Origin of the sequence: Vulcanisaeta sp. (assembly GCF_049966235.1) — an archaeon.
Lineage (GTDB): Archaea > Thermoproteota > Thermoprotei > Thermoproteales > Thermocladiaceae > Vulcanisaeta > Vulcanisaeta moutnovskia.
In genome coordinates, this window is the sequence record NZ_JBMFVA010000021.1 from 1 (window position 1) to 24,876 (window position 24,876).

The following is a 24,876-nucleotide window of genomic DNA, read 5'->3' on the forward strand; positions in this document are numbered from 1 at the left end:
AGGGTAGGGATGTGCCTAGGGATGGGAAGACAATGGGTGAATTAGTGGTTAGGGCTCCATGGATAATTAAGGAGTACTTAAATGATCCGGAGAAGACTAGGAATGCCTGGCGTGATGGTTGGTTCCACACGGGTGATGTGGCTGTTTGGCTACCTGATGGGTATGTAATAATAGTTGATAGGCTTAAGGATGTGATTAAGAGCGGTGGTGAGTGGATATCAAGTGTTAGGTTGGAGAGTATAATCAGTACTCATCCAGCGGTTGGTGAGGTTGCAGTAATAGGCGCGCCACATGAGAAGTGGGGTGAGAGACCTGTGGCTATTGTTATGCCCAAGCCTGGTCAGAGGGTTACGGAGGACGATATCAAGAACTACCTAATGAAGTTCGTGGAAAAGGGCGAAATACCAAAATGGTGGATTCCGGATAAGGTCATTGTTATTGAGGCTGAATTACCAAAGACTAGCACTGGCAAGATAGATAAGAAGATACTTAGAGATAGGTTTAAGGATGCATTTACGTCAACAATGTAGGTCAAATCATGTAATTATTATATCATAATGAGAATCTCCTCTCTTTATTCTTACATTATGCTTAATATTACTAACCGCTTCAAATAATCCCCTAATTATTCCCTTGGTCATTGGCATACCAACATCCTCATCAAAGGCTCTGGCTATTGAAATCGTGGTTGTACCCATCATAAACCGTACATTTATTAAAACAATGATACCAAGCGCCGTGAGGATCCTTAGGGAGAAGTAGAGGGCATCCCGAAAATCCCTTATTGAGTTAAGTACATACCTAATTAGTTCCTTGCCATACTCATAACCAAGGCGCTCAAGTAATTCTGGTTCCCTTTCCATGACATAAAATAATAATGCCTTCATGAAATTCTCCTGAACAAAGCCAAGTACTGTGAATGATAAGCCTATTACATTCACCGTATTAATCCCATTAACATTACTAACGGCATTAATTAACTCATCACTAACCTCTCCATCAATCTCAATAAGAACTGCATAGTTATTTCCCACGATATTCTTAATGTTTAGATTACGGGCCTTAATTAAGCCCGTAACATCATTAAGTAATCCAGGTCTATCTCTTGAAATACTCAGTAATAACCAAACCATAGTAATAAAATTAATTAGAGGACTTAAAGATTACTAATTCATAATCGCAGAATAAAGCAATTAGAGAATTATAATGACCTTTGTTTAATACTCCTAAGCTCCCAAATAACCCTTCTCAATATGGGTTCACCAACCTGCCTAAGCACGTCAATACTCGGTGGATTAAGGCAGCGCTTGAATTCACTGGGTGCATTAATCCCTAAATCACCTAGGCACTTAACCATTCTATACCAATTACTTGATCCGTAAATACCACACTTAAGTGCAGCGAGGAGAAACAATAATTCCTTAAGGGACTTACACACCATGGTCTCATCATCACTATTAAGAAATAGGAACTCCCTCTCATCAATCATCTCCAGCTCATTCTTGATAGCGGAGTCCACATCAATATCCAGGGAATTACCATAAACTAATCGACCCGTCTTTATTATATAAACGAAGAATAATGAATTACGAGGTTTCCTAAAGACCTGTAAATCCACGTTATCCCCAATCCTAGGAACTTCCCTAGGTATTTCTTCCATGAATACTGCGATGTCAACGTCACCACCACTACAGTCAAGCGATCCACCATACACATATATTGCGTAGGCATTTCTAAACCTATTAATTACCTCGTTAATTATGTCCTCAGGTATGCAATCCACATTAGCATGCATGGGTTAATACTTAATAAATATGGTACTTAATTAATTACAGAAATGCCATTTAGGGCTAAGTACTATGTTTATTGGGCTGACACAGACGCAGCTGGCATTGCTCACTTCACATCATTTCTAAGGCTCATTGAACGTGCAGAGGAGGACTTCTATAGGGAGAATGGTATCCTTCATTATCATGCAATTGCCCCACGTAGAGAACTCTTCATAACATATACGTCACCATTAAAAAGAGGTGATGTTGCCATTGTTGAGTTATGGCTTGATGAAGCAAGAACCAGGGCAATTAGGTATAGGTTTAGGATAATTAATGAGACGACGGGTAAAAACGCTGCTGAAGGCTACCTAGTATTTACCTGCATTAGTAACGAAGGTGGTGAGTTGAGGGCTGTTTCATGCCCTGAGGAACTCGTTAATGCTTGGAAAAGAACCCTTAGCGTGTCTTAGTACTCAATAAACCTAACATCAGTGGATTCACCATTGAACCTAATGGGACCCCTAACAAGCCTTAGTGTGCCCAGCTCAGGATGATTTACCTCAGTCAGTACGTACTTATTCACGTAATTATCCCTAGCCAGATCAGCCATATCATACACAGGACCAGCAGGTATTCCATTACTTAGGAATAGGCTTACCCAGTCATCCCTATCCCTCGTTAGGAACACTTCCTGTAGTACTTTCTCGAGCTCGTCCTGGTTCTTAACCCTGTCGGGATTTGTCCTAAATCTGGGGTCATCAGTCAGCTCAGGCCTACCAATAACCTCACAGAACCTTCTCCAAATCCTATCATTACCAACCGCAAGTATGAACATCTTACCATCCCTGGCCTTAAATCCCTGGTACGGAGCCACAACACTCATGTACTTCGTACCCAATGGCCTTGGAACATCACCCACAAGGAAATAGTAAAGCAGGTGTATGCCCATTATGTATAGGGCTGAGTCTAGCATTGGTACGGTAATCCTAACACCCTTACCATCCCTATCCCTAACCCTAAGTGCCGATAGTATTGCTATTACCGAGAAGAAGCCCGTCACCATGTCGGTTATTGGAACACCAACCTTAACAAAGGTCCCGTCCTCACAACCAGTAACACTCATTAAACCACTCATGCCCTGAATAACAATGTCGAAGGCCGGGTAATCCTCATACTCACTACCCGGCATGAAACCCTTAATGGATACGTAAATAATCCTCGGATTAAGTATGCTCACCGTGTCATAATCAACACCAAGTCTCTCAGCAACACCAGGTCTATAATTCTCAATAAGTACATCAGCGCCCTTAATCATTTCATAAAGTTTGTTTCTATCACTCTCATTCTTTAAGTCAAGCCTAATCACATGCTTATTCCTATTCATAGCCAGGTAATACGTACTGACTCCCTCCCTGATTACATGACCCCATGTCCTAGTCATATCACCCTCAGGGGACTCAACCTTAGTAACATCAGCGCCTAAATCACCAAGTATTGATGTTGCAAAGGGGCCAGCTGCAGAATGCGTTAAATCAATCACCCTAACGCCCTCAAGTGGAAATCTACCCATACAAGGAAACCAAACTGCACCACTCCTTTTTAGGATTTAGTAGTTTGGCTATTTGCCAGTAACGATACATACACTCCTTACTTTATTCCTTACTTTCTTACTGCTATTGCACCTTATTCCATAAATCGCCATAGATGGCTATTATTCTACCTAGCTTATCTTCACTTAACGTATTCTTAAATTAGAAATAGAACACATTTTCGATTACGAAGCAAATTGCACTAAAGTAGGCGCAATCGCGAAATAACTGATTAAAAGAACGAATGATTAATATCAATTACAAAGATCCCAGGTCAATATTGCAATTAATCAATAATTCATTAAGTAATACTTGACCCATGAAGAGCAAACGTAAACCCCTTAAATAATCCATTGAGTAATGAGTTATTAGGGATGCGTGTTGGCTACAGCTCCCTACATAATCAGTGATAACCCCAATGAAATAATTAAACTGGTTAACAATACCTCTAATTATGGTGGTGCATTCACGATTTTTAAAATTCGTGGAAAGGTTCGTTCATTCATCACAAGTCACGCTAGGCATGAAGGTACTAGGCTTAAGAGGGTTAATGAAGCAACCATGGCAGAATACCTAAACACGCTTGGTGCACTACATGATATACTAACAAGCAAGCATAAGAGTACTAACCTGACCTACTTCATGGCAGCGGCTAATGATGGCTCAATAATAAGCTTTAGACTTGAGAAGGATTCTGAAATAACCATAGCACTCGATGGTGAAAACATGTATCATTACGTGAAGGTTCCAGGAATAAGAAGAGCATTGATTAGTAGATCCTTTGGCGCATTCATAACCACAATGCCCGAAGATCATGAATACCCAGTGAATGCCATGAATGAGGATAATATTATGGAACTTCTCAATTACGTGACTAAATCAAGCAAGACATTAATAGCTATAGTGCCGTTTGATGACCCTGTAAGAGATATCATCAATGATATAACTAAGACAATAAATGAAGAATTAATGATGGTGATGCCCGAGGAAATGACGCATGAATTAGCAACACTCACAACATTAAATGCAGTGATGAAGAGCGGAGAAGCATTACCAAGTTTCTCTCTGGTAATTATGAGCGGTAGTGATGGTGGAGTAATATCAATACTACTTGGTGGTTATGGGTTACTGATCCACGTCGGCATAGACAGTAGGAATATCTATTACGTATATGAATCAGGTTCTGATAAATACGCATTGATGAGCAAGGTGATGAATCTATACATACCATACACTACGAGCACCTAAATGATACAAAGACTGATGGAGAGAAACCAATGATTAAGAACGTAAAGGATTCCTAGCAAGCAATAAAGGTATGACAGCATAGGTTTATTAGGGATGACTTGAGTTAATGAGGTGCACTTATTAGTCTACTTCGATGGTGCTTGTGAACCCAAGAACCCAGGCGGTGTTGGAACCTACGGCTTTGCGGTGTATAATGATAATGATACGATTAGTGAGGGATACGGTATTGCTTGTGAACCAGCACCCAATTGTACCAATAACGTTGCTGAGTATACGGGACTCATAAAGGCCCTTGAGTGGTTGTTGCATGATTATGGTGAATCAAGCATTGTTGTGCGTGGTGACTCACAACTCGTAATTAAGCAATTGACTGGAATATACAATGTGCGTACCGAACACCTAAAACCCCTGTTTGAGAGAGCTCATGAACTACTTAGTCACTTTAGGGTAAGACTCGAGTGGATTCCCAGGGAACTTAACTCCAAGGCTGATGAACTAAGTAAGAGAGCCTATATTGAATACCTTGATGAACATCCAGAATTAATTAATAAATTCAAGCCATACCTCGCCACCGAGAAACAACTAAAGCTCCTTAAGGAACTCGGCATTGAACCCTACAAATACATGAGCAAAATGGAAGCATCAAGACTCATAAGAAAACTACTCAACAAACGAAAAAGATGAAGAAAAGAAAGAAACCACAAAGAAACTAACCCAACCATGCATATAAGGCTTATGTAATTGACCACCGTAGTGATCGTAATCAGTATCGGTTATAGACTAGGAACAATTGAATGCAAACTGGGGCCGGGGCCGGGATTTGAACCCGGGTTCACGGGCTCCACAGGCCCGCATGCTTTCCAGACTGCACCACCCCGGCACTTATGTTCCTGCTGCTCATGCTTTTAAGTTTTTGTTCTTAATGTCCTCGTTTGGGCATTTAATTTCATTATTGCCTTTGTTATTCTTGTTCTATTTTCCTTTATACCGATCAACCACTTAATGATGCACCTCGTCAATTTTATGACTATTCTGATGCTGTTTTCTCGTTTTGCTTTTGTAGAATGGTTTAAATACCTAGCCTTGATCATCGTTTGCAGTATGAACGAGGGTATTCAGGAATATGTGGCATTTGCGAACCTAGTATTTATAGTAATGACGGCGATCTACTCATTGGTCTTTCAATTAATATTACTATTTAGCAACTCCCTAATTGCTATTGGTATGAGTACCACTGCATGGCTTGTGCTTACTTATACCTTAATTACTAGACGTGGTCCTTGGGCATTAATTTATGCTAAAGTGCATAGGGCATTGACGGGGGTTCATGTACTCGGTATTACTAATATAGAGAGATCATTGCTTATGCCCTATGTAATTAATTACGCGGTTTACCTGATTCTCTCAATACCTGCTGAGTACCCGTTATTCAATTTGGTTCTGAGATTAATATCCATAATGCCATTGCTTATAATGATTATTGAATTCGCAGTGTTACCTCGATTAGTGATAAATAACAACGTAAAGACTCCTGATCAATGGAATTAATTCAAGGAATTATTTAAAAATTAAGGCATTAATTATTTACATAATTCTCCATATTTCATTATAGACTTTGTCATTAACTCATTAATTAACTTAATAATGCTACTATCCTCACTAATTAATCTCCTTAATGAGTTGTGGGCATTTATCAGCATCCTAATTCCCTCGCATTCCCTTTTCTCATAAGGTCTCTCCCTAATCAATACCCTATATCTGCCTATTGCCCTCTCACCCTCAGAACGCTTACCGATCTTAAATGCAGCAATGCCAAGACTAAGCCACGTGTATGCATAGTTAGGATCCTTATCCAGGGATTTCATGAATAATTCATAAGCCAACTCATACTTACCTAACTTAAATGCGCACCAACCACCCCAAAGTAAGTTCTGTGGATCATCATGCTCAAGGTAAAGTTGTAGTGCTCTTTCGTATGCATTTAAGGAACCCTCCTTATTCCCTATAGCCTCAAGGCATATGGCTAAGCCATGCCATGCACCGGGAATCTCTGGACAATTCAATAAATACTCCCTATAGAGTACCGTACCGTAGGAGTACTCCATCAAGCATATTGCCGCCTCAGAAGCCTCATAAAGAGCCCTACAATACTCCATACTCACACAGATAAAGACCCATGTCTTGTTATTAAGTATTATTTCTATTACCACAGTGAAATTTTGGCGCATTCCTTAAAACTCATGGTTAATTAGGAAAATTATCATTAGCCCCGAGGTCCCAGCACGCCGGTTTCCCGCGGCCTTACGGACCGCAGTACTCCCGTGCGCGGCAGGGCGTTTCACTTCCGGGTTCTGATGAGTCCGGGTGGTGCCACCCTGCCTATGGCCGGGTGACCTCGGTTTGGCCAATATGATGGTTATCTCCTGGGTTTTTAAGCTCTTCTTCTTAATCCCCTGGTTCAAAAATGCAGGGTGGTATTTTGTTTTTTGGGATGGGGGTTGCGTGTATGTTCTTATTTTCATCCCTTAACACGTGGTTTGGGAGCGTATTAATTTCTGTGGTGTCGGTTACACGTGGTATGTAAAATAATGTATTAATTAAGGGTTCTTGAGCCATTGATTAATGAAGAGGATTGCCATTGTTGGTGCGAGCTTCGCTGGCGCTGAGGTTGCCAATAAACTTGCAAGGAGACTGAGGTGGGAGTTGGCTAGGGGTGATGTGGAGATTAGGGTCTTTGATAAGGATAATGATTTCCTTGTCCAGGCAATGTACCCACTCATAGTATTTAACTCATTAAGTGAGGAGCATGCTAGATGGAGGAAGAGCGAGTTGCTTGATCCCCGTATTAAGTTTTACCACGGTCCTAAGGGTGAGTTAGTAAGTATTGACCTTAGGAATAGGGAATTGGGATTTGCTGACGGGAGTAAGTATAACTATGATTACCTCGTTATTGCCACGGGGGCTGAGTTTGCGCCACAGGAGGTACCTGGATTAATGAAGGATTATCACACGTTCTTCACGTTAGATGGCGCCCTGGAATTAAGGGAAATACTTTCAAGGTTTAGTAGGGGTACTATTGTGGAGTTATTCGTGGATTTACCCATAAAATGCCCAATAGTCCCCCTAAAGTTCGGGTTATTGCTTGATTCATACCTTAAGGATAGGAATGTTAGGGGTAATGTCAATATAAAGCTCCTTTATCCAATAGATTACCTGCATGCTCAACCCGAGGTTAATAGGCTTGGTAAGATAATGTGCGAACAAAGAAATATTGAGTATATATTTAGGTTCATGGTTTCTGAGGTAAATACTGAGGAGAAGGTTGTCATTAGCGATAGTGGTGAGAAGATAAAATATGACTTACTAATAACAATACCACCCCACAGGGGTGCCAAGGTATTCAGGGATTCAGGGCTTGGTGATCCACTCGGTTTTCTACCAGGTGATAAAAACACATTAAGGTACCGAAAGGGCAAGGAATTGTATGAGGAGGTTTACATAATTGGTGATGCAACTGCATTACCCGTGACCAAGGCAGCGTCGGTAGCTCATTACCAGGCGGATGTTATTGCCGAAAACCTGGTCTCCGACATACTTGGGACTGGACCAAGGAAGATCTATAGGGGTGAGGATATATGCCCAATGCTCACAGACCTGTATACACATGAGGGCAGGGGCAGGGCATGGCTGCCCTGGTGGAACTACACTGTTAATGAGATGCCGTTCATCACAACAAGGTTTGGGTGGTGGTTCTTGAGGGCCTTTTACATGACACTACCTGCGGTGGTGAGGGGAGGACTATGAGCATAAAGATCCCAAGTAGAGTCCTTGAGGAGAGAATAAAGGATGCTGATAAGGATAAGGCGATAATGGACCTAATGGACCAATTAATCATACTACATGAGTCAGGTGCTTTGGACACGCTCGTGGATCTAGCCCTCACCCTGAAGAACGTGAGTAGTGTAATTACTGATGACATGTTTGATAACATGGTAGTAATGATACGCGACCTACTCGAAATTATGAATAATATTGCGGGTAACCCAATTATTAAGGTAATTGCGGATTCAATCAATGATCCAAAGATTGACAGGGCATTAATGGAATTGGAAGATAATGACGTGAGCCTAGCGAAGGTCATAGGCATGCTCAGGGACCCCGACGTACTGCGGGGCGCGTATATACTACTCACATTGATAAAGGCTATAGGCGCAAGATCTAAGGAATACCTTAAGGACCACTCAAGGTAAAATACCATCAAATTACTATCAGAGACACAGGACTAATAATGAATTGGCGGGCCCGCCGGGATTTGAACCCGGGTCCTACGGCTCCGGAGGCCGCCGCTCTACCGGGCTGAGCTACGGGCCCTATTGCAATTACTTTATTCATTTATTTATAAAGTATTTTTCATGCTATCTATTCAACAATGAGTACTAATTTCTCGATAATTATTAGCGTTAGATGGATGCTTTCGTTTATTTAGGTCTAGCCATAAATGGATGCGTAACGAGTGAAGTAATGCCATGTTATTTTTACCGGTCTGCGTGAGTTTCATTCCTAAGTGCCTTGTCTCAGGGCAATTACACCTCTGGGGTCCTTAACCCTTACTGCCAGTGTCTCCCATAGGGTAAAGCCGTGAGTCCCATTTTCGGGGCCTAGGTATACCAATGCCGTATCTGTGCCTATGGCCACGTCGATGATTGATTGATGAGTTGATAACAAAAGTGCTGTATCATCCTTTAACTGGGGAATAATGACCACATCCTTAACCAGTGACTTAATCCTCGTTAGTTCCATGATACCTGTCTTCTCAACAACAGTTAAAAGCTTTGTATACCTGCCAGGGCTCACGAATAATACGTATGGTTCAGGTATGTAATTACTATACAACGCATTGACTGCACTTGAAACCTCAGTAACTGCAGAACTGGGTGTATCCCATGACGTGATGTTCATGGTCTTAATCTTGGGGTTACCCAGAATATCACTAAGTATTGCTAAATCCTCCTCATAACCAAGCCTAATAGCAGCTTGGTCAGCAGTCGCTGAATAAACCCTCTCACCCCTAGCCCTGGCATACTCAACTTGTCTCTGTGATATTGAGAATTTCAGGCTCAATTCCTTAAGTGATACCACGGATCTAGTTGCCATTATTGAAGGTCCAATAACCACTTCATCAAGTGGTACGGCATCAAGCCCAGGCCCTGCCTCATACGTAGCTAAATACTTCCTGAACCTCCTCACATTGGTAGCAACCTCCCTAACCTTGTCCTGCAAGTACCTAAGCTCCTCAGGGCTTAAATTTGATGATGAAACTACGTCAAGTGGAGGATCACTAGGATTGTTGGCAGTACCCATTCCCTTTTGTTCATTATTAGGATCATTTACTGGCACCTTAATACCCGTTAATTCACTAACCTCGGTTGAACCTGCCTTCAATTGCTCAACCTGCTCTGGATCATATGACTTAAGCAGTGTGAGAAATTCACTGAAGTGAGTCTTCTCTTCCTTAGCGATATCCTCGAAGACCTTCCTTACCTTCTCATCATCGATCAACCTGGCTAATTGTAGGTATAGGTTTATGGCATCAAGCTCAGCCATTATTGCGAGCCTAAGTGAGTCAGCGATCTCGCCCTGCAAGAATTTCTTATCCCTAACAATATCCACCGGATTCTTGGAAAATACCATGTTTCTTAGAACCCATTTAATTATTTAAGTAATACCTACCTAATCCTTATTGCGTTACCATGGTATCATGAGACTAATTCCATACATTAGGCAGTATATTGTGTATAATAGCCCTGTCCTTGCATCAATGTCAGGGGCATTTCCTCTGAACGCCCTTATTAACCTCGGTATTAGAAGAGCTGTGGGTAATGTTATTAGTGATGTGTATGGCAGTACTCCCATGAGCACGAGCATTACATTAATTATGTACGCCGTTACTAATGAGCCTAGGTAGATCCCATAACCATGCCTAGACGTTAGTATGGCTAACGTTCTTATTCCAGACGCCCTATCATACTCCCTATCCCTATAATTGTTGGCATATATTATCGCGAACATTATGAAGAGTGGCGGTAATGATACGAGGAAGACCCTTGGTATTAATAAACCACCGGATGCAGCTACGAAGAAACCACCAACTAGTAATGGGCCCCAGGTCAATGCAACTGATAACTCACCAAGCCCCCTGTACTTAAGTGTGAATGGTGGACCCGTGTAGGCGTAGAGCAAAAATACACCAACAAGACCAAGTAGAAGTATCCAGTAGCTCTCCATTATTGTTAGGAAAGTACCTATGGCCGCACCAGCTATTATTAATGAGAAGCCCAGGGTCTTTACAATTATTGGTTTCACCGTACCCATCACCAACGGTTGATGCCTATAGATTGCCGTGGGTGAGCTTATCGTATCTACGCCATGGATGAAGTCGTAGTAGTCATTAAGCACATTGACACTTGCATGAAGCATTAAAGCCCCTACTACAGCTAATACTGAGTATATTATCTTAGGTCCATAATAAAGCCCTAGGTAATATGCATAGCCAATGCCGATTAGTGAGACGGCTACCGTCATTAATAGACTCCATGCCCTAATCAATCCGAGAAATTCATATTTATTCATTGATATTTAAATTAATATTAATTAATTTAAATAGATGCTTCTCTATATCTGTCAAAATAACTCAAGGGTTAGTCATGGAACCAGGGGTAAAAACACCATCATTAACTCCAGCCATAATACGTGAGTTATTATTGAAGTTACTAGGCCCACCTTATCCGCTAGTAAACCATCAATCAACCCAATAACAAATGCACCAGCCACAAGTGCTGGATTCAAGGTTGATATATGGATAAGCGTGTAGTAAATCATTGACGCTAGCCAGGGCTCATTACGGAAAATACCACCTAAACCCCTCGATAATTCCTGAAGACCACCCCTCCAATAAACCTCCTCCATAAACCCAATAATAACCAGGGCCATGGCCAGGGCATAGGCATCAGTCATACTCCTAATCATGCCGTAGACGAGGATAACGTAGTTGGCGAGACCCATGTACCTAAGTATTGCGTAACCGCCCATGAAAATAATGTAAAGTATCCCAGACATAATAAGGCCAAGTACTACGGCTATTACCGAATTAATCCTAATCCACCGAAGCCTATCCCTAAACCAAACAAGCGATAGTGAACCCAACAGTAGTGTTGATAGTGCCATACCATAGACAAAGTACCTACTGAATACGTCAAAGGACAGAGGCCACAGAATCAGGGGTAGCACTACGTATACTATTGACTTAATCCTAGTCCCACTCATGAAGCATCACCACCTTACCAACCACACCCCTACTCTCCATCAGCTCATGAAGAATCGGAGCCTCCTTAATATTAGTCACCCTACTTATGAATGGCCCCAAGCCCCTACCAACCATGAACTCAATAACCTCCCTAAGGTAGGACTTAGCCGCATTATGAATACCCATCAACCGTATATGCCTCAGGTAAAACCTCCTAATGTCAACCTGCACAGTGGATGACTTACCAAGAACACCAAACGTAATTACCGTACCACCTGGCCTAACCACATCAAGGGCCATGGGTAGGGTATCACCGATTGCATCTATGGCAGCGTCAACACCATACTCAGTCCTTTCACTGATGACCTTCATTAATTCCTCCCTATCATAACTAACAACCACGTCAGCACCCAACGATTTTAGTATGTCGGGCCTTGAGGTCACTGCAATGACCCTAGCGCCCAATGCCTTGGTCAGTATTGTTAATGCCGTACCAATACCACCCGAGCCGCCCAGTATCAGTACCCAATCGCCCAAGCCAACATTGGCAACTCTCAGCGCCTTCCAGGAGACGCTATAGGCCAGTGGTAGTACGGCTAACTTATTGATACTCATTTCCCTGGGCGCTCCGACCAGGGCTCTGACGGGAACCCTAACCAATTCACCATAACCACCCCAAACATGGAATCCAGGCATGGTCCATGACGGACAGTGATCCTCAAGGCCAGCCCTGCAGAACCTGCATGAACCACAACCCCACACGTTACTAACGAGGACCAAGTCCCCAACCCTGAACTCACCGAGATCCGTATTTGGTCCAGCGGACTCTATGTAACCAACAATGTCGGCGCCAGGCACATGCGGTAACTTAACTGGAATACCTGGGTATCCCCTACGCATTATAATGTCAATCCTATTTAATGAAGTGGCCAAAACCTTAATAACGACTTCTCCAGGCCCTGGCCTGGGGTCCGGGAGTTCCATGACCTTAAGTACACTGGGTTCTCCATGCTTCTCGAAGCCAACAACTCTCATACCTAGGTAAGCCCGTGATCTAGCCAGGGATTTAAGTATTGGGTGCTCTCCCAAATGGTCTAACTATGTTTCTTTTCTATTCCATAATTTTTATTTCTTCTCAACAATTCTACAAAGAATTGACAACGTAATTACTCATAACTTCTCAACAAGTCTTTTATATTTTGCGCGTAGAAAGAGAATATGGTGATGAAAGACAATAGGCAGGTAGAGCTATTACTCATAGCTACACTGGCTAATGCGCTCGACTTGGCAACGAGCTACATCGCCTTCTCATTACTCAGTCTTCAAGAGATTAATTACTACGCAACTGCAATGCACCTGGGCAATTACCTGGCAGCTGCATTGGCGTTCATTACCTATGAAATCGTGGTGACCAGCATATACCTAATCATGCTTAAATTCCCAATGCTTAGGTGGTTCATGGCCGTGTTTATAGTTATGAAGTTCATTGCTGTGACCGGCAACATAGCAGCATCAGTGGGTTTCTACAGCATTAACAACACAATCCTCGCAATGAACCATTCATTACTTAATACCCTTAAATATTAGTTAAGAAACTGAATTAGTGAGAAAGTAAGGATTGAAACTAAACAATGCATTAATAAACACAAAGAAGAGGCAAGTATGTGAATTTATTGCCTTAGTTATGCGTGTCCTCTACGTTTCTACGTTTGTAGAAAGAGTTTTTTAGGGATAGAAAGTATTAAACCCCATGTCAGTGAGTATTTATTAAGTAGTTGAAAGAAGGCTATGCCGTATGACAACCAAAATGAATAGAAAGGGTATCTCCAACGTAGTGGCAACAATAATACTCATAGCCGTGGCAATAGCACTAGCCGTGGCAGTGGCTGTGTGGGTCTTCGGCCTAGCAGGCTCAGCAAGCAAAACAGCAACACTCCAAGTACAGGCTGTTGGCTTAAATAATGTTTCTAGTGCTGCTGCTAGTGGTAGTGGTACTGCTAATTTAGTTTTATTAGTCAGTAATCCATCGAGCAGTGGCATAGGCATTAACGGTTTCACACTCGGAAGCCTATCATGTGTCTTCTCACAACCATTGCAAATACCAGCTGGTACACAGGGAGCTCAAATAAATATAATATTAAATATAGCTAAAGGCAACTTCACTGGCGTATCAGCAGTATATCTAAATGGTGCTTCACAAACGTCGTTAAAGCCAGAATGTAGTGGCTATCAAGCTGCACAGGTCGGCATACAATACAGCGGATACATAACAACCGTAAGCGGCCAGACATACCCATTCACAGTAACAGCAAGCTCATAATCGCCTTAATGCCTTAAAAATACCGTTAAAAATACCTTTATTTTTATTCCTGTTTTCTTAATCATGATTTATTCTTTACCCTTACTTAGTATGTTTCTTGCAATGTTTATTCCTCTATGTATGGTAGTCTCCTCAGTACCTCCTCCGTATCAAGCCTAGCCTCGTGGAATCCCTCGACATTTAGGAAGTATGTGTGGTCCCAATCATCGTATACCCTGGCATTGACAATACTCGCAAGCTTATTTGCCGCGCTATCAAGTAGTCTCAGTGTCCATCCACCCTTGGTCATCGCCTCATTCGCCTCAGGTATCCTAAGCGCTATCGCCATAGCCTTTATCGCCTCCTCGGCAGCCTTATAGAGCTTCTCGCTGGCCTGAACGGCGTCATCCCTCTCTATGTATTGCTTTGTCTCACTTAGGTAATTGATTGCCATCTCCACCCTTGTCTCGCCCTCATCCGCTGGGCCTAGCTTTAGCTGGTTTATTAGTGCGTCAATGATTAATGCCTCTATGTCTATGCCTCTTCTCCTTGCCTCGTCAATGGGCTTCTTAGGTATTTCTATTGTGGTCATTTTCACTTTGCAGTTAAGTGTATAAAAATGTTATTAATGCGTCGTGGTGTCTATATTGCGTGGAGTTGGGGATTTAATTAACATACTCATTAGTAAGGGTTTGGACTACTTGATGGCTCAGCTGCCGAGTTTAATAAGTAGGAGGGAGGTTTCCAGGGAGGATACAATGCTCGTACTCCTCTACGCAATGGCCAGCGATATCAAGGCATTAAGAGAGGATATGAAGGCGTTAAGGGAGGACATGAAGGCCCTTAGGGATGAGGTTAGGGCACTAAGTGGTAAAGTTGACGTGCTGAACAATAAGATTGATGAGTTGAGCGGGAAGATCGATATGTTGAGTGGTAAGGTTTATTCCCTAGGCGGTAGGATTGATGATTTGCGCAAGGACGTTGTTGGCAGGCTTGATTACGTCTCCAACCTGCTTCAGTCCCTCAACTCAAATATTGCGTCCACGTATGAGTTGACGTCTAGGGTCATGGCTAAGCTCATGGAACTCTACACGCGCTACCAACCAGCCCACGCTACTCAATAAGTCAATCATCTCACCAGGGCTCTTTGCCGAACCAAGGTGTCTCGATCTCGTCAAGTCTCCATCTTTGTCTTGTTACGGCTTCTGTTGGGTCTATGGTTATGCCGCTTCTGTAGGCTAGTAGTCCTGTTAGTGCTATCATTCCTCCGTTATCTCCCGCGTACTCTGGTGGTACTATGCTGAGTTTTGCGTTGAATTCCTTGGCTATCCAGTCCATGATCTCCCTGAGCCTCCTGCTCCTAGCTACGCCGCCTGCCAGGAGTAGTTCCTTCTTTCCGGTTAGTGCTAGTCCTCTCTCGACTACTTCACCTAGCATTGAGTAGGCCGTCTCGACAAGGCTCAGGCATACGTCGGGTAGCGCAATGCCCTTCTTAATGAGTCTTAGGGCTTCTTCGATTAGTCCTGAGAAGGATACGTCCTGCCCCTTGACCGTGTAGGGTAGGGGTACGTACCTACTACCCTTCTCAGCGCATTCCTCTAAGTGCGGCACGCCTGGGTTTGGAAGCCCAACGCTTCTTGCAAAGTAATCAAGGGCGTTACCAACGGCCATGTCTATAGTCTCACCAAACACACCATAAGACCTACCTGAGTGAGCAATAACCATTGTGTGGCCGCCTGACACGAGGAGTACGAGTGGGTCCCTGAATTTAGCAGACCACCTGGCTACCTCGACATGCGCGACGCCGTGATGCACGGGTACCAATGGCTTACTGAACTTAATGGCTATTGCCCTGGCTAGGGTGGCACCGACCCTTAGGGCTGGGCCAAGTCCTGGGCCCATGGAGAAGGCTATGGCATCAACATCCCTAATGCTTATGTTAAGTCTTCTCAATGCTTCTTTGAGTAGTTTGGGGCCGACCATTACGTGGTGATCAGCGGCGGCTCTTGGGTGTATGCCTACGCCCTGTGGTGGTGTGTATGTGTCGTTAATGTTTATTAGTATTCCATCCTCACTGGCTATGCCGACTCCAAAGGTGTGTGCTGTGGATTCAATGCCTAGTACCAGCGTCATTAGTAGACACCTTCCATTATTGATTCAACAATGTCGTCCAACTCACCATCACTTAATCCCCCATACTTCTTAATTACATAGTCAATAATTGATTGTACAGTGTTCTCAAGCCATCCGCATCCTGGGTCATAATCATTATTTAAGGGTATTATGAAGTCGCCTATTGTCTTAACAACACCGGTCTTCGTTAATTGCTCAATTACGCTTATGAACTCAGGGCTCGTTATCACCAGGTCTATCCTATCCCAATTAAATGTATCGAAACCACCCAACTTATCGACTAGGAAGATTACCTTCGCTAATCTATCTAGGCTTACCCTGCCAAGCCTCCTCAATGCACTAACCACTATGCACTCAATCAAACTCATTTGCTTAGTAATTACAAAGCCGCACTTGGGTAATTAAACTTACTACGCATGATGCCTAGATAGCAATGCTTAAATACGAAGCATGGTTATGCGTAGTGTATGGTTAGCCCTGACGTGCTTAGGGAAATACTAAAACCAAGTAATTCAATTCTTGTGGCTTGGGACGTGCATAGGGCATTATTCAACGGCATATTCAATAAGGATGAATTTCAAAGGGCCTTGGATACGGCAATCAGTGCCGCCAGGAGGGTTAATGTGCCAGTAATATTTACGAGGATTACACCATACCCAAGTGGCTTTGAACCAATAACCACTAGGATTATGCAGTGGAGGGGTGGCTTCAAGCCTGAGGAGATGGAGTTGATAGTTCAGCCTCAGCCCAATGACGTAGTCATTAATAAGAATACCTGGTCACTCTTTGTTGGGACAAACGTAGAATTACTGCTTAGGAATTCGGGGAGGTATACCGTTGTATTCACGGGTATTTCCACGGATATTGGTGTTGAGACCAGTGCAAGGCATGCATATGCCCTGGGCTTCATACCGGTTATAATATCCGACGCCGTATCATCACATGATAGGGAGGCTCATGAGAGATCGTTGATGAACATGAGGAGGTTCTTCCCAGTAATAACGGCAAATGAACTGGCTAAGTACTGGTCATGACGTTATTCCCTTAATAATTTAAACACCTAATCATGACTTATTCATTTTTATTTAAACGTAACAATGACATGACTAAGTTATATACCAAGATTACTTATGAACAATCTCACTCAATAAACCCTTGAACTCCTCCACCAATGTATTTGCATGTTCCCTTGTGTGTATCATTGATGGTAGTAGGTGTGGCATGTGCTCGGTCATGTATAGTATGCCCCTCGTCCTCATGTACAGGTGCGTTAAGTGATAAAGATCTTCATTAATTCTATCCGTATATGCCACCCTAGCATTTACTGGTCTATCCCTAGTGAAGTGAATACCCAACATACTACCCACACCAGTTACCCAACAAAGTCTACCATAATCCTCACAGGCCCTGTTAAGCCCCTCCCTAGCCCAATTCCATAGATTGTTGAACCCCTCGTATAATGACCTATGTTGACTTAAGTAGTTAATGAGTGTATAACCTGCCGTAAGCGTTACCCTATTCCCAGTGAATGTACCACCGTGGAAGCTCCTCGACCTAGCACTCGGCCTCTTTACCTGGTCGAGCAACTCCATTATCTCCGACCTAGAGGCAATGGCACCGGCGCCTGGGTACCCACCACCGACTATCTTACCAAGCGTCACTATATCGGCCTTAGCATTGAATAATTCCTGACCACCACCAAGGGCTAGCCTAAATCCCGTAATAACCTCATCAAATATCAGCAAAGCTCCATACCTATCCACCAACTCCCTAACACCCTTTAGGTAACCGGGCTGTGGCTCTATACAACCGCCTGAACCAAGTACAGGCTCCATAATCACCGCAGCCACATCAAAATCCTTCAGAACCCTCTCCAGAGCGTTAAGATCATTGAATGGAACAACAAGCGTGTACTTAATGTGCTCCGCAGGTAGGCCAAGGCTCTCGGGACCCTCAAATGGTGGATTAATGCCGACGTGCAAGCCGTCATATCCACCGTGCCAACCACCCTCCATCTTAACCACATACCTATGCCCAGTGTATGCCCTGGCAAGCCTAACGGCGTACATATTAGCCTCAGTACCACTATTTGAGAACCTAACCATATCAACATTAGGTACAACCTTCGTTAGTAATTCGGCGTACTCAACCTCAAGAGTATTCGGATAACCCAAGTGCGTCCCCTCATAAGCTGCATCATTAACAGCCTTAACTACGAAGTCTGGTGAGTGACCGAGTATGTGGGTTCCATGACCCATCCAGTAATCAACGTACTCATTACCATCTACGTCCCAAACCCTAGCACCACCAGCCCTCGTTATGTAAACTGGGTATGGGGAGAAGTGCCTTATTTGATACGTGGTTCCTCCTGGTAACACCTTCCTAGCCCTCTCGAATAATTCCCTGGACTTACTCGTCCTCTCCATGTAAATCTTTGTGTATTTATCAATCAACTCCTGAACCTTGCCAACAACATCACTCATTAACCCAATACGTTAATGGCCTAGTTATTAAGTATTGTTATGGGAGCCTTGTTAGGAAACCATGCAACTTAATTAGATGGAGCAATGCATCAATGAACCTTACTGATTTATAACCACATTTTGCGCACACGAAGTACCTCCTCCTATGGAATGAGTTCCTTGAGTACGGCTCAACCCTAACAATGAGCCACTGACCATACTCCTTAGTCCTAATTACATGCTCATTAAAACCACTAAGGTGCTGTATAAAGCCAAGCCTGACCTGGTCAGTGTGTGATGTAACGTATAGCTTAAACTCCCTACCAGTGAATGGGCATTTAATGACACCACTAAGAAACGCCCTATTGCCGCCCTTAGATACGTAAACAACGAGATCCACATACTTACCCTTAATCTCACCACTCCTCCTAAGGCCTAGGATCTCCGTCTGCCCACTCGTCACGACTACACATGCATAGGGTAGGGCTTTAAGCATTACCAGTACTTAGAGCTTGTTAAATCATTGTATCACGCCGTAGGTCCTCATGATCATTAGCAATTCATTCACGGTATTAGTAACGTGATCCTTAACCCTAAGTAATGTACCTGTTAATTTATCACTTAATTTATTAATATCCCTGGCCTGGGATAGTATTATTAATGATGATGGTGACCTAATGTCGGTCTTAACAACAACGTCCTCACCAACCCTAACCCTAACTATACCCGTGACCTTACCCTCCGTGTACGTAATAACCTCAATAAAACCACCCTCAATAGGCTCAGCAACTAAATTAAGTGTTATATTATTACCGATATGCGTAACGTAAATCCTATCACCACCAGCGAGGCCCTCGCTAACCCTACCAAGTCTCGTGGAATCCAATACCCTCCTCCAACCATCACCAACAAGCTTAAGATACTCGTCATGATTACTAAGCCTATTAATTAAGTATTGAATAGGATCTTTAAGCTCAATATTTTTCATGGCAATATCAACATTAACCTCACGCCCAATACCTATAACAAGTCCATCCAACTTATCAAGAAGTTTCCTGAAGTAATCAATGTTCTCATTAATTATTTTTCGAACATCATCACCATTAGTCTCTAGGAGCCTCTCCTCATAACTACCGTCGGGCCCAATACCGATTATGAAAACATACTTATCACTAATGGATAACTTAACGTTGTTTAATGTCCTACCTCCAACACTCACTGAGCTTAATGGTACGAGGAACTCCATTTTAATTATTATATGTTTAGATTAATTCTTATAAGTACTTGGTCATTTTCAAGTTCGTATGGGCGAGTACAGTAATAAGGTGATTCTCGTTACAGGTGGTACTCGAGGCATTGGTAGGGCGATTGCGGAGGCATTCCTGAGGGAGGGTGCTAGTGTTGCTGTGACGTACACGAGGAGCGATGATAAGGCCAGGGAGCTCGAGAAAAGGGGGATATTGACCATTAAGTGTGATGTGGCGAATAGGGATGAGGTCAGGAGGGCTGCCGAGATCGTTGAGGATAAATTTGGTGATGTCAATGTCATAGTTAATAATGCAGGTGTTATGTACTTAATGTCCCTTGAGTCTTATAATGAGGGGTTATTTGACAGGATGATGGGGATTAACGTTAAGGGCATTATCTACACGACACTTGAGTTCCTGCCGCAGTTAAAGAGGATGAAGGGCGTCATAGTGAACATAGCCTCAAATGCGGGTATAGGCACGGCCTTTGAGGGCACTACGTATTACGCAATAACTAAGGCAGCGGTCATAATACTCACGAAGCGCATGGCGTTTGAACTCGGTAAATACGGCATTAGGGTTAATGCCGTTGCACCTGGTTGGATTGAGACCGATATGACCACGGCGAACAGGAGCCCCGAGGAGATTGAGAAGGCGAAGTCCCTGGTCAGATCAAGGACCATGTTAAGCATTACCGGTGTGCCTGAGGACATAGCCAATGTCGTGCTCTTCCTAGCCAGCGATAGGGCTAGGTACATCACAGGGCAAACCATAGTTGCTGATGGTGGTAGGATTGATTACCTAACCCATGGAATTTAGTGCGAATTACTTAAATAATCCCTCACCTAGCCTACCATTAAAAAATAATGATAAGTCTTTCATTCGCAGAGTATTATGTATTAGCGGTACTTATCCTAGCAATAATACTATTATTAATCCGCATCATTAGGTATGACGTTATTGGCCTCCTTATAATGATAATGCTGATCATTGGTAATGTAATTAGCCCAGAAAAGGCCTTGGCATTTATTGGCTCTACCACGGTTATCGTACTCGGTAGCGTTATGGTGATTAGTAAGGCCCTTGAAGAGTCGGGTTTCCTTGATAGATTAGCTGAGGAGTTGGATAGGGTGTTTAGGAATGAATACTTGCTCCTACTGATTGTAATGCTAATAACCTCATTATTATCAGGATTCATGAGCGATGTAGCCCTGGTCTCCATATTCATACCATTCATGTACGCAGTATCAAGGAACCATAATAAGAGGTTATCTAAGTACTTATTACCGCTTTCTTATGCGGCCATTGTTGGTGGTAGATACACAATATTCGGTACTAGTACGAACTTAATAATTGATCAGCTTTGGTATGAGAGATTCGGTAGGTATTTGTCAATATTTCAGTTCCTAGATATAGGGTTAATAATAATCCTCGTGAGTATACCAGCACTACTACTAATTTACCTATTATTGCCGAATAGGGAGAGCATAGTTACTACCGTTGATGATTTGAAGATCGGTGAGTACGTCGTCGAGGCACAGGTGAATGATGACTGTGAATGGGTTGGTAAGGCCAAGCGTGAGGTTGAGAAGGAGTATGGAATTAGGATAAGGTCCATACTACCAAGGAGGTTATCTAGGTCGGGTAAAATACATGGTGGCGCTACATTAATAATGGAAGTACCCGTGGATAAGTTACCAATAATATCATCAGTAAAGGGATTGACACTTGCGCCTCAGTCGACCCAGATTGAGGGTAAGGATATTGTTGAGGCTTTAATAACGAGTTCATCATCCCTCATTAACTACACGATATCGGACCTAGACGTTCTGAATAAGTATGGAGTTAAAATAGTTGGTATTTCTGCGGGGAGTAGGAGGATATACGGTAGGATATCCCATGTAATCCTCAAATCCGGTGATGCATTACTCCTCATGGGTGATGAAGAAAGTATTGCCAAATTCATGAGTGACTATGGACTTGTGCCACTTAGGTCGAGGGGCGCCAAGCTCTTTGACGTTAGGAAGGGCACCTTATCCGTTGCAGTCCTAGTTGGAGCCACGATCACCTCATTATTTGGCGTGAACATTGCCCTGGCCTTCCTCACTGGTGTTATTGTGCTTATGCTTAGTGGTGTAGTTAATTATAGGAGGATTTACCAATACGTTGATTGGTCAGTCCTAATATTCATAGCATCATTCCTAACCCTAGGCTACGCGATGAGTAGTACTGGGTTATCAATGGTAATAGCTGGTGTATTTCCCAGGTCCTTAATCATACTATTCCTAATAACCGCGTTAATAGCTAATTTCGTAAATAACGTGAGTGCCGCAACAATAATGACCCCAATAGCTCTCACTTACCCGAATCCATTATTGGCAGTGACCGTGGTGGCCATGGCATCAACAACCACGTTCCTAACGCCATTTAGTCATCCTGCAAACCTCCTTGTTTATAATCCAGGGAATTATACACTAAGGGATTACCTTGCAATGGGGACAATACTACTGATCCTAATACTAGTGGTCACTCTCCTATTCATATACACGACTTAATACAAAGCGTAACCGGCAATGATTTATTAAGGCTATGATTTACGAGACTGCGAATAAGTTTTATAAACTAAATATCTATTTCGATATCGATAAGTATGAAAATCATAACCGCACCAGGCCCAGTCTCATACCCATTAATACTGGCAACAAGAGAGCATAAAGACCTGGACCTAGCCTTTGGCAAGGGCGGTGAGGAGCATAATGCATATGCGATTACGGACTCATTAACATCACTGATAAGGAGTGGTTTAAGGATTGATATAGTGACGATTAAGAAACTAATGTTTGTATACCCTGAGCTAAGGGGGCCTAGAATCGCCGTTTGGAGACGCGGCAGTGCTGCTGATGTTCTCACTAGGGCGTTATTGGATAGGGGTGGTTTAAGGGCTGAGCTTATTTATGCCGATGATTGGTCATCAGTACTTAACATGCTCAATACTGGTAATGCACAAAGCGCGGTGCTGAATCTGGGGATTCTCGAACATGATGGTGAATTCCTTGAGGATTTAGTTAATGCGCCAGGTGCATGTGGTGCTCAGATTAATGGTGATCCTCAGTACTTTATCGATGTTTATAAAGCCGGGATTGAATTGGCAAAGAAGGACTTAGGTAGTTCCGTTGATTACATAGCTAATAAATTACCAATAAAGTTGCCAAGGGAATTCATTAAAAATATACTAACTAGGGTGGAGTATGGAATTTATAACCCAGGTGATTATAGAGAGTTTGTAGAGATTGTTAAGAAGTACGGTGTCAGGGAATGATGAGAGACCAATACCTCGGTTTAATACAGGCCATTTCCATAATAGTACCGTTGACCATAGCCATTAGGGCATCGAACAATATGCTCATGACAACAATACCATTATTGGCTAGGTACAACTTCTACTTCAGCAATACATTGATTGGGATTTTATCAGCATTAACCTCATTAATGACCTTCTTGAGCAGCGGCCTAATAAATTCAAAACTAAGGGCGTGTAACAGGAGGATTGCCTTCATAGCATCATCAGCAGTATACACGGTGGTATTTCCATTATTCTGGATATCATCACCAATCACCATATGGGTATTATCAGCCATCGCGGGCTTTGCCCTAGGCTTCCTAATGCCCAATGTCATTACCTCAGCAAGTTTATTACCTGATAGGAGAGCTAGGGAGAGACTACTTAATATCTATACGTTGTCACTAAGCATAAGCCTAATCCTGGGCCCTGCCATCGAATCATTAATACTTAAGTACTATGGACTTAGGGAATCCTTCCTATTCTTCACTGTTTTTCCAATTCTCGCTTTAGTCATTGCGCCGTTTATTAGGTTTCCTGAGGAGAACGTAGGAAGTGACGCAGCAATAGGTACGTCTAGTGTCCTTTCGAATCCAGGTTTTATAACCGCTGTCTTGAACATAGCCACCTATAACGTGGTCTTTTCATTCCTAATGGCATTCGGTGGAATATATGCCAGGGAGTCCTTCAACGTTAGCTACTCAACGGTTGAAATTCTCTTCTCGTTATTCTTCGTGACCTCCTTCTTGGGTAGGTTATACCTATCTATTAGGCCTGCGGAGAGGTTGTGGCCTTACATGGCTAGTGCCGTGACAATGACTGCAATTGGCGTATTAATTATAGCGCTCACGAATAATCCATTAATCTACGCTGTGGCGTTACTAATACTGGGTATACCACACGGTACCACCTACCCGCTTTCCGTGGTGTCTATATCAAGAGCCTTCAAACCACAGCACAGGAATGCCGCCAATAGTCTATTCTTCTCATTCATGATGCTCATAGGTATAATAACGCCGACAATAACAGGCTACATAGCGGATTTAATAGGAATCAGAAACACATTTATTGTACTAATACCGCCAGTAATAATTGCGTTAATATTTCTACGGAGGTACGTAAAATCCGTGGATAAACCCCACGATTAATACTTCATCACAGCATTTTGATGTGAGCTACCCCGTCCTTAAGGGCGGGGCTTCCTGCTTCATTGCCTCGCCTTGCCCCTGGAGTATATCCAGGGGTAGAGGGCGAAGCTCCACAGGCACTGAGGGTGGCTCCCACCCCGCGTGTTTAAGCAAGTTCAGTGCGGCATTGTAGTCCCTATCCGCAGTCCAACCGCATCTGGGGCATTTGAACACCCTATCGTTCAGCGTTAAGTCTTCCTTAACATAACCACACCTAGAACATGTTTTGGAAGTATAGGCTGGTGTGACTAGTCTAAACTCCTTACCGTACTTACTCACTTGCCATTGTATGATGC

The 24,876-nt window shown here is 43.0% G+C and carries 30 protein-coding genes, 2 tRNA genes and 1 rRNA gene; 15 read left to right on the forward strand and 18 right to left on the reverse strand.

The window, feature by feature from the left end; all coding sequences use genetic code 11:
• Window positions 1-530: AMP-binding enzyme (locus ACP5L5_RS09875; protein ID WP_428763449.1), on the forward strand; the 530-nt coding region annotated here is incomplete at its 5' end.
• Between the two features lie 6 nt (window positions 531-536).
• Here the strand turns inward: ACP5L5_RS09875 and ACP5L5_RS09880 are convergent.
• Both ACP5L5_RS09880 and ACP5L5_RS09885 read right to left on the reverse strand, forming a co-directional pair.
• Window positions 537-1,133 (reverse strand): amino acid-binding protein, encoded by a 597-nt coding sequence (locus ACP5L5_RS09880; protein ID WP_428763451.1) that lies wholly within the window; start codon window positions 1,131-1,133, stop codon window positions 537-539.
• Between the two features lie 68 nt (window positions 1,134-1,201).
• The gene (locus ACP5L5_RS09885; RefSeq protein WP_428763453.1) at window positions 1,202-1,783 is read right to left on the reverse strand and encodes a hypothetical protein; all 582 of its coding nucleotides are present in this window, start codon (window positions 1,781-1,783) and stop codon (window positions 1,202-1,204) included.
• A gap of 54 nt (window positions 1,784-1,837) precedes the next feature.
• On the opposite strand from ACP5L5_RS09885, the gene ACP5L5_RS09890 reads away from it, so the two are divergent.
• A complete protein-coding gene (locus tag ACP5L5_RS09890) occupies window positions 1,838-2,242 on the forward strand; it encodes an acyl-CoA thioesterase (protein WP_013604223.1) in 405 nt (134 codons plus the stop codon).
• On the opposite strand, the gene ACP5L5_RS09895 is transcribed toward ACP5L5_RS09890, so the two are convergent.
• A complete protein-coding gene (locus ACP5L5_RS09895) occupies window positions 2,239-3,342 on the reverse strand; it encodes a CaiB/BaiF CoA transferase family protein (protein ID WP_428763454.1) in 1,104 nt (367 codons plus the stop codon). The genes ACP5L5_RS09890 and ACP5L5_RS09895 overlap by 4 nt on opposite strands.
• A gap of 400 nt (window positions 3,343-3,742) precedes the next feature.
• On the opposite strand from ACP5L5_RS09895, the gene ACP5L5_RS09900 reads away from it, so the two are divergent.
• Entirely contained in the window at window positions 3,743-4,609 is an 867-nt protein-coding gene (locus ACP5L5_RS09900; protein WP_428763455.1) for a hypothetical protein, read from the forward strand.
• Window positions 4,610-4,720: 111 nt separating this feature from the next.
• On the forward strand, window positions 4,721-5,293 hold the full coding sequence (rnhA, locus tag ACP5L5_RS09905) for a ribonuclease HI (protein ID WP_428763456.1): 573 nt from the start codon (window positions 4,721-4,723) through the stop codon (window positions 5,291-5,293).
• Between the two features lie 118 nt (window positions 5,294-5,411).
• Here the strand turns inward: rnhA and ACP5L5_RS09910 are convergent.
• Window positions 5,412-5,489, reverse strand: a tRNA-His gene (locus ACP5L5_RS09910).
• A 221-nt stretch (window positions 5,490-5,710) separates the two neighbouring features.
• Between ACP5L5_RS09910 and ACP5L5_RS09915 the strand changes: the two genes are divergently transcribed.
• The gene (locus tag ACP5L5_RS09915; RefSeq protein ID WP_428763458.1) at window positions 5,711-6,157 is read left to right on the forward strand and encodes a hypothetical protein; all 447 of its coding nucleotides are present in this window, start codon (window positions 5,711-5,713) and stop codon (window positions 6,155-6,157) included.
• 32 nt (window positions 6,158-6,189) lie between these two features.
• Here the strand turns inward: ACP5L5_RS09915 and ACP5L5_RS09920 are convergent, their stop codons facing one another.
• Entirely contained in the window at window positions 6,190-6,765 is a 576-nt protein-coding gene (locus tag ACP5L5_RS09920) for a tetratricopeptide repeat protein (RefSeq protein ID WP_013604218.1), read from the reverse strand.
• A 116-nt stretch (window positions 6,766-6,881) separates the two neighbouring features.
• A 5S ribosomal RNA gene (rrf, locus tag ACP5L5_RS09925) occupies window positions 6,882-7,002 on the reverse strand.
• Between the two features lie 229 nt (window positions 7,003-7,231).
• On the opposite strand from rrf, the gene ACP5L5_RS09930 reads away from it, so the two are divergent.
• Together ACP5L5_RS09930 and ACP5L5_RS09935 are read left to right on the forward strand one after the other, a co-directional pair.
• A complete protein-coding gene (locus ACP5L5_RS09930; RefSeq protein WP_428763459.1) occupies window positions 7,232-8,413 on the forward strand; it encodes an NAD(P)/FAD-dependent oxidoreductase in 1,182 nt (393 codons plus the stop codon).
• Window positions 8,410-8,859 carry a DUF1641 domain-containing protein gene (locus tag ACP5L5_RS09935; protein ID WP_428763461.1) on the forward strand — a complete coding sequence of 150 codons (450 nt, stop codon included), beginning with the start codon at window positions 8,410-8,412 and terminating at the stop codon, window positions 8,857-8,859. Before ACP5L5_RS09930 ends, ACP5L5_RS09935 begins: the two co-directional genes overlap by 4 nt.
• 44 nt (window positions 8,860-8,903) lie before the next feature.
• On the opposite strand, the gene ACP5L5_RS09940 is transcribed toward ACP5L5_RS09935, so the two are convergent.
• The 5 genes from ACP5L5_RS09940 to ACP5L5_RS09960 form a co-directional block, all read right to left on the reverse strand.
• Window positions 8,904-8,980, reverse strand: a tRNA-Arg gene (locus ACP5L5_RS09940).
• A 189-nt stretch (window positions 8,981-9,169) separates the two neighbouring features.
• Window positions 9,170-10,300, reverse strand: coding sequence for a family 1 encapsulin nanocompartment shell protein (locus tag ACP5L5_RS09945; RefSeq protein ID WP_428763462.1), 1,131 nt, complete (start codon window positions 10,298-10,300; stop codon window positions 9,170-9,172).
• A gap of 54 nt (window positions 10,301-10,354) precedes the next feature.
• Entirely contained in the window at window positions 10,355-11,191 is an 837-nt protein-coding gene (locus ACP5L5_RS09950; protein ID WP_428763464.1) for a prenyltransferase, read from the reverse strand.
• 120 nt (window positions 11,192-11,311) lie between these two features.
• Entirely contained in the window at window positions 11,312-11,932 is a 621-nt protein-coding gene (locus ACP5L5_RS09955; protein WP_428763465.1) for a CPBP family glutamic-type intramembrane protease, read from the reverse strand.
• Entirely contained in the window at window positions 11,919-12,947 is a 1,029-nt protein-coding gene (locus ACP5L5_RS09960) for a zinc-binding dehydrogenase (protein ID WP_428763466.1), read from the reverse strand. The genes ACP5L5_RS09955 and ACP5L5_RS09960 overlap by 14 nt, the downstream gene beginning before the upstream one ends.
• A 183-nt stretch (window positions 12,948-13,130) precedes the next feature.
• On the opposite strand from ACP5L5_RS09960, the gene ACP5L5_RS09965 reads away from it, so the two are divergent.
• Both ACP5L5_RS09965 and ACP5L5_RS09970 read left to right on the forward strand, forming a co-directional pair.
• Window positions 13,131-13,499 (forward strand): hypothetical protein, encoded by a 369-nt coding sequence (locus ACP5L5_RS09965; RefSeq protein WP_428763467.1) that lies wholly within the window; start codon window positions 13,131-13,133, stop codon window positions 13,497-13,499.
• A 208-nt stretch (window positions 13,500-13,707) separates the two neighbouring features.
• Window positions 13,708-14,232: an archaellin/type IV pilin N-terminal domain-containing protein gene (locus ACP5L5_RS09970; RefSeq protein ID WP_428763468.1), complete on the forward strand. Its 525-nt coding sequence runs from the start codon at window positions 13,708-13,710 to the stop codon at window positions 14,230-14,232.
• 106 nt (window positions 14,233-14,338) lie between these two features.
• Here the strand turns inward: ACP5L5_RS09970 and ACP5L5_RS09975 are convergent, their stop codons facing one another.
• Entirely contained in the window at window positions 14,339-14,803 is a 465-nt protein-coding gene (locus tag ACP5L5_RS09975; protein ID WP_428763470.1) for a PaREP1 family protein, read from the reverse strand.
• Between the two features lie 55 nt (window positions 14,804-14,858).
• Here ACP5L5_RS09975 and ACP5L5_RS09980 point away from each other — a divergent pair, with 55 nt between their 5' ends.
• Window positions 14,859-15,335: a coiled-coil domain-containing protein gene (locus ACP5L5_RS09980; RefSeq protein ID WP_428763472.1), complete on the forward strand. Its 477-nt coding sequence runs from the start codon at window positions 14,859-14,861 to the stop codon at window positions 15,333-15,335.
• 10 nt (window positions 15,336-15,345) lie between these two features.
• Here the strand turns inward: ACP5L5_RS09980 and kae1 are convergent, their stop codons facing one another.
• Window positions 15,346-16,344 carry a KEOPS complex N(6)-L-threonylcarbamoyladenine synthase Kae1 gene (kae1, locus tag ACP5L5_RS09985; RefSeq protein WP_428763474.1) on the reverse strand — a complete coding sequence of 333 codons (999 nt, stop codon included), beginning with the start codon at window positions 16,342-16,344 and terminating at the stop codon, window positions 15,346-15,348.
• Complete coding sequence (locus tag ACP5L5_RS09990; protein ID WP_428763476.1) at window positions 16,344-16,691, reverse strand: hypothetical protein; 348 nt, start codon at window positions 16,689-16,691, stop codon at window positions 16,344-16,346. The genes kae1 and ACP5L5_RS09990 overlap by 1 nt, the downstream gene beginning before the upstream one ends.
• Before the next feature lie 120 nt (window positions 16,692-16,811).
• On the opposite strand from ACP5L5_RS09990, the gene ACP5L5_RS09995 reads away from it, so the two are divergent.
• Window positions 16,812-17,378, forward strand: coding sequence for a cysteine hydrolase (locus tag ACP5L5_RS09995; protein WP_428763478.1), 567 nt, complete (start codon window positions 16,812-16,814; stop codon window positions 17,376-17,378).
• Between the two features lie 90 nt (window positions 17,379-17,468).
• On the opposite strand, the gene ACP5L5_RS10000 is transcribed toward ACP5L5_RS09995, so the two are convergent.
• The 3 genes from ACP5L5_RS10000 to ACP5L5_RS10010 are packed head-to-tail and all read right to left on the reverse strand — an operon-like array spanning window position 17,469 to window position 20,052.
• A complete protein-coding gene (locus ACP5L5_RS10000; RefSeq protein ID WP_428763480.1) occupies window positions 17,469-18,827 on the reverse strand; it encodes an aspartate aminotransferase family protein in 1,359 nt (452 codons plus the stop codon).
• Between the two features lie 37 nt (window positions 18,828-18,864).
• Window positions 18,865-19,269, reverse strand: coding sequence for a hypothetical protein (locus ACP5L5_RS10005; protein WP_428763481.1), 405 nt, complete (start codon window positions 19,267-19,269; stop codon window positions 18,865-18,867).
• Between the two features lie 57 nt (window positions 19,270-19,326).
• Window positions 19,327-20,052 (reverse strand): hypothetical protein, encoded by a 726-nt coding sequence (locus ACP5L5_RS10010; RefSeq protein WP_013604199.1) that lies wholly within the window; start codon window positions 20,050-20,052, stop codon window positions 19,327-19,329.
• Window positions 20,053-20,110: 58 nt separating this feature from the next.
• On the opposite strand from ACP5L5_RS10010, the gene ACP5L5_RS10015 reads away from it, so the two are divergent.
• From ACP5L5_RS10015 to ACP5L5_RS10030, 4 genes are all read left to right on the forward strand, one after another.
• Window positions 20,111-20,872 carry a glucose 1-dehydrogenase gene (locus ACP5L5_RS10015; protein ID WP_428763483.1) on the forward strand — a complete coding sequence of 254 codons (762 nt, stop codon included), beginning with the start codon at window positions 20,111-20,113 and terminating at the stop codon, window positions 20,870-20,872.
• Window positions 20,873-20,919: 47 nt separating this feature from the next.
• Window positions 20,920-22,608 carry an SLC13 family permease gene (locus tag ACP5L5_RS10020; RefSeq protein WP_428763484.1) on the forward strand — a complete coding sequence of 563 codons (1,689 nt, stop codon included), beginning with the start codon at window positions 20,920-20,922 and terminating at the stop codon, window positions 22,606-22,608.
• Between the two features lie 95 nt (window positions 22,609-22,703).
• Complete coding sequence (locus ACP5L5_RS10025) at window positions 22,704-23,372, forward strand: DUF3834 domain-containing protein (RefSeq protein WP_428763485.1); 669 nt, start codon at window positions 22,704-22,706, stop codon at window positions 23,370-23,372.
• On the forward strand, window positions 23,369-24,541 hold the full coding sequence (locus tag ACP5L5_RS10030; protein WP_428763487.1) for an MFS transporter: 1,173 nt from the start codon (window positions 23,369-23,371) through the stop codon (window positions 24,539-24,541). The genes ACP5L5_RS10025 and ACP5L5_RS10030 overlap by 4 nt, the downstream gene beginning before the upstream one ends.
• 27 nt (window positions 24,542-24,568) lie before the next feature.
• On the opposite strand, the gene ACP5L5_RS10035 is transcribed toward ACP5L5_RS10030, so the two are convergent.
• Window positions 24,569-24,876 (reverse strand): zinc ribbon domain-containing protein (locus ACP5L5_RS10035; RefSeq protein ID WP_428763488.1); only part of this gene is annotated, 308 nt, incomplete at its 5' end.

Bases quoted from the DNA above. Each gene is read 5' to 3' on its own strand.
- ACP5L5_RS09880 (WP_428763451.1), bottom strand. From the start codon at position 1,133: ATGGTTTGGTTATTACTGAGTATTTCAAGAGATAGACCTGGATTACTT.
- ACP5L5_RS09890 (WP_013604223.1), top strand. From the start codon at position 1,838: ATGCCATTTAGGGCTAAGTACTATGTTTATTGGGCTGACACAGACGCA.
- ACP5L5_RS09895 (WP_428763454.1), bottom strand. From the start codon at position 3,342: ATGGGTAGATTTCCACTTGAGGGCGTTAGGGTGATTGATTTAACGCAT.
- ACP5L5_RS09915 (WP_428763458.1), top strand. From the start codon at position 5,711: ATGAACGAGGGTATTCAGGAATATGTGGCATTTGCGAACCTAGTATTT.
- ACP5L5_RS09920 (WP_013604218.1), bottom strand. From the start codon at position 6,765: ATGGAGTATTGTAGGGCTCTTTATGAGGCTTCTGAGGCGGCAATATGC.
- ACP5L5_RS09930 (WP_428763459.1), top strand. From the start codon at position 7,232: ATGAAGAGGATTGCCATTGTTGGTGCGAGCTTCGCTGGCGCTGAGGTT.
- ACP5L5_RS09935 (WP_428763461.1), top strand. From the start codon at position 8,410: ATGAGCATAAAGATCCCAAGTAGAGTCCTTGAGGAGAGAATAAAGGAT.
- ACP5L5_RS09945 (WP_428763462.1), bottom strand. From the start codon at position 10,300: ATGGTATTTTCCAAGAATCCGGTGGATATTGTTAGGGATAAGAAATTC.
- ACP5L5_RS09950 (WP_428763464.1), bottom strand. From the start codon at position 11,191: ATGACGGTAGCCGTCTCACTAATCGGCATTGGCTATGCATATTACCTA.
- ACP5L5_RS09955 (WP_428763465.1), bottom strand. From the start codon at position 11,932: ATGAGTGGGACTAGGATTAAGTCAATAGTATACGTAGTGCTACCCCTG.
- ACP5L5_RS09960 (WP_428763466.1), bottom strand. From the start codon at position 12,947: ATGAGAGTTGTTGGCTTCGAGAAGCATGGAGAACCCAGTGTACTTAAG.
- ACP5L5_RS09965 (WP_428763467.1), top strand. From the start codon at position 13,131: ATGGTGATGAAAGACAATAGGCAGGTAGAGCTATTACTCATAGCTACA.
- ACP5L5_RS09970 (WP_428763468.1), top strand. From the start codon at position 13,708: ATGACAACCAAAATGAATAGAAAGGGTATCTCCAACGTAGTGGCAACA.
- ACP5L5_RS09975 (WP_428763470.1), bottom strand. From the start codon at position 14,803: ATGACCACAATAGAAATACCTAAGAAGCCCATTGACGAGGCAAGGAGA.
- kae1 (WP_428763474.1), bottom strand. From the start codon at position 16,344: ATGACGCTGGTACTAGGCATTGAATCCACAGCACACACCTTTGGAGTC.
- ACP5L5_RS09995 (WP_428763478.1), top strand. From the start codon at position 16,812: ATGGTTAGCCCTGACGTGCTTAGGGAAATACTAAAACCAAGTAATTCA.
- ACP5L5_RS10000 (WP_428763480.1), bottom strand. From the start codon at position 18,827: ATGAGTGATGTTGTTGGCAAGGTTCAGGAGTTGATTGATAAATACACA.
- ACP5L5_RS10010 (WP_013604199.1), bottom strand. From the start codon at position 20,052: ATGGAGTTCCTCGTACCATTAAGCTCAGTGAGTGTTGGAGGTAGGACA.
- ACP5L5_RS10015 (WP_428763483.1), top strand. From the start codon at position 20,111: ATGGGCGAGTACAGTAATAAGGTGATTCTCGTTACAGGTGGTACTCGA.
- ACP5L5_RS10020 (WP_428763484.1), top strand. From the start codon at position 20,920: ATGATAAGTCTTTCATTCGCAGAGTATTATGTATTAGCGGTACTTATC.
- ACP5L5_RS10025 (WP_428763485.1), top strand. From the start codon at position 22,704: ATGAAAATCATAACCGCACCAGGCCCAGTCTCATACCCATTAATACTG.
- ACP5L5_RS10030 (WP_428763487.1), top strand. From the start codon at position 23,369: ATGATGAGAGACCAATACCTCGGTTTAATACAGGCCATTTCCATAATA.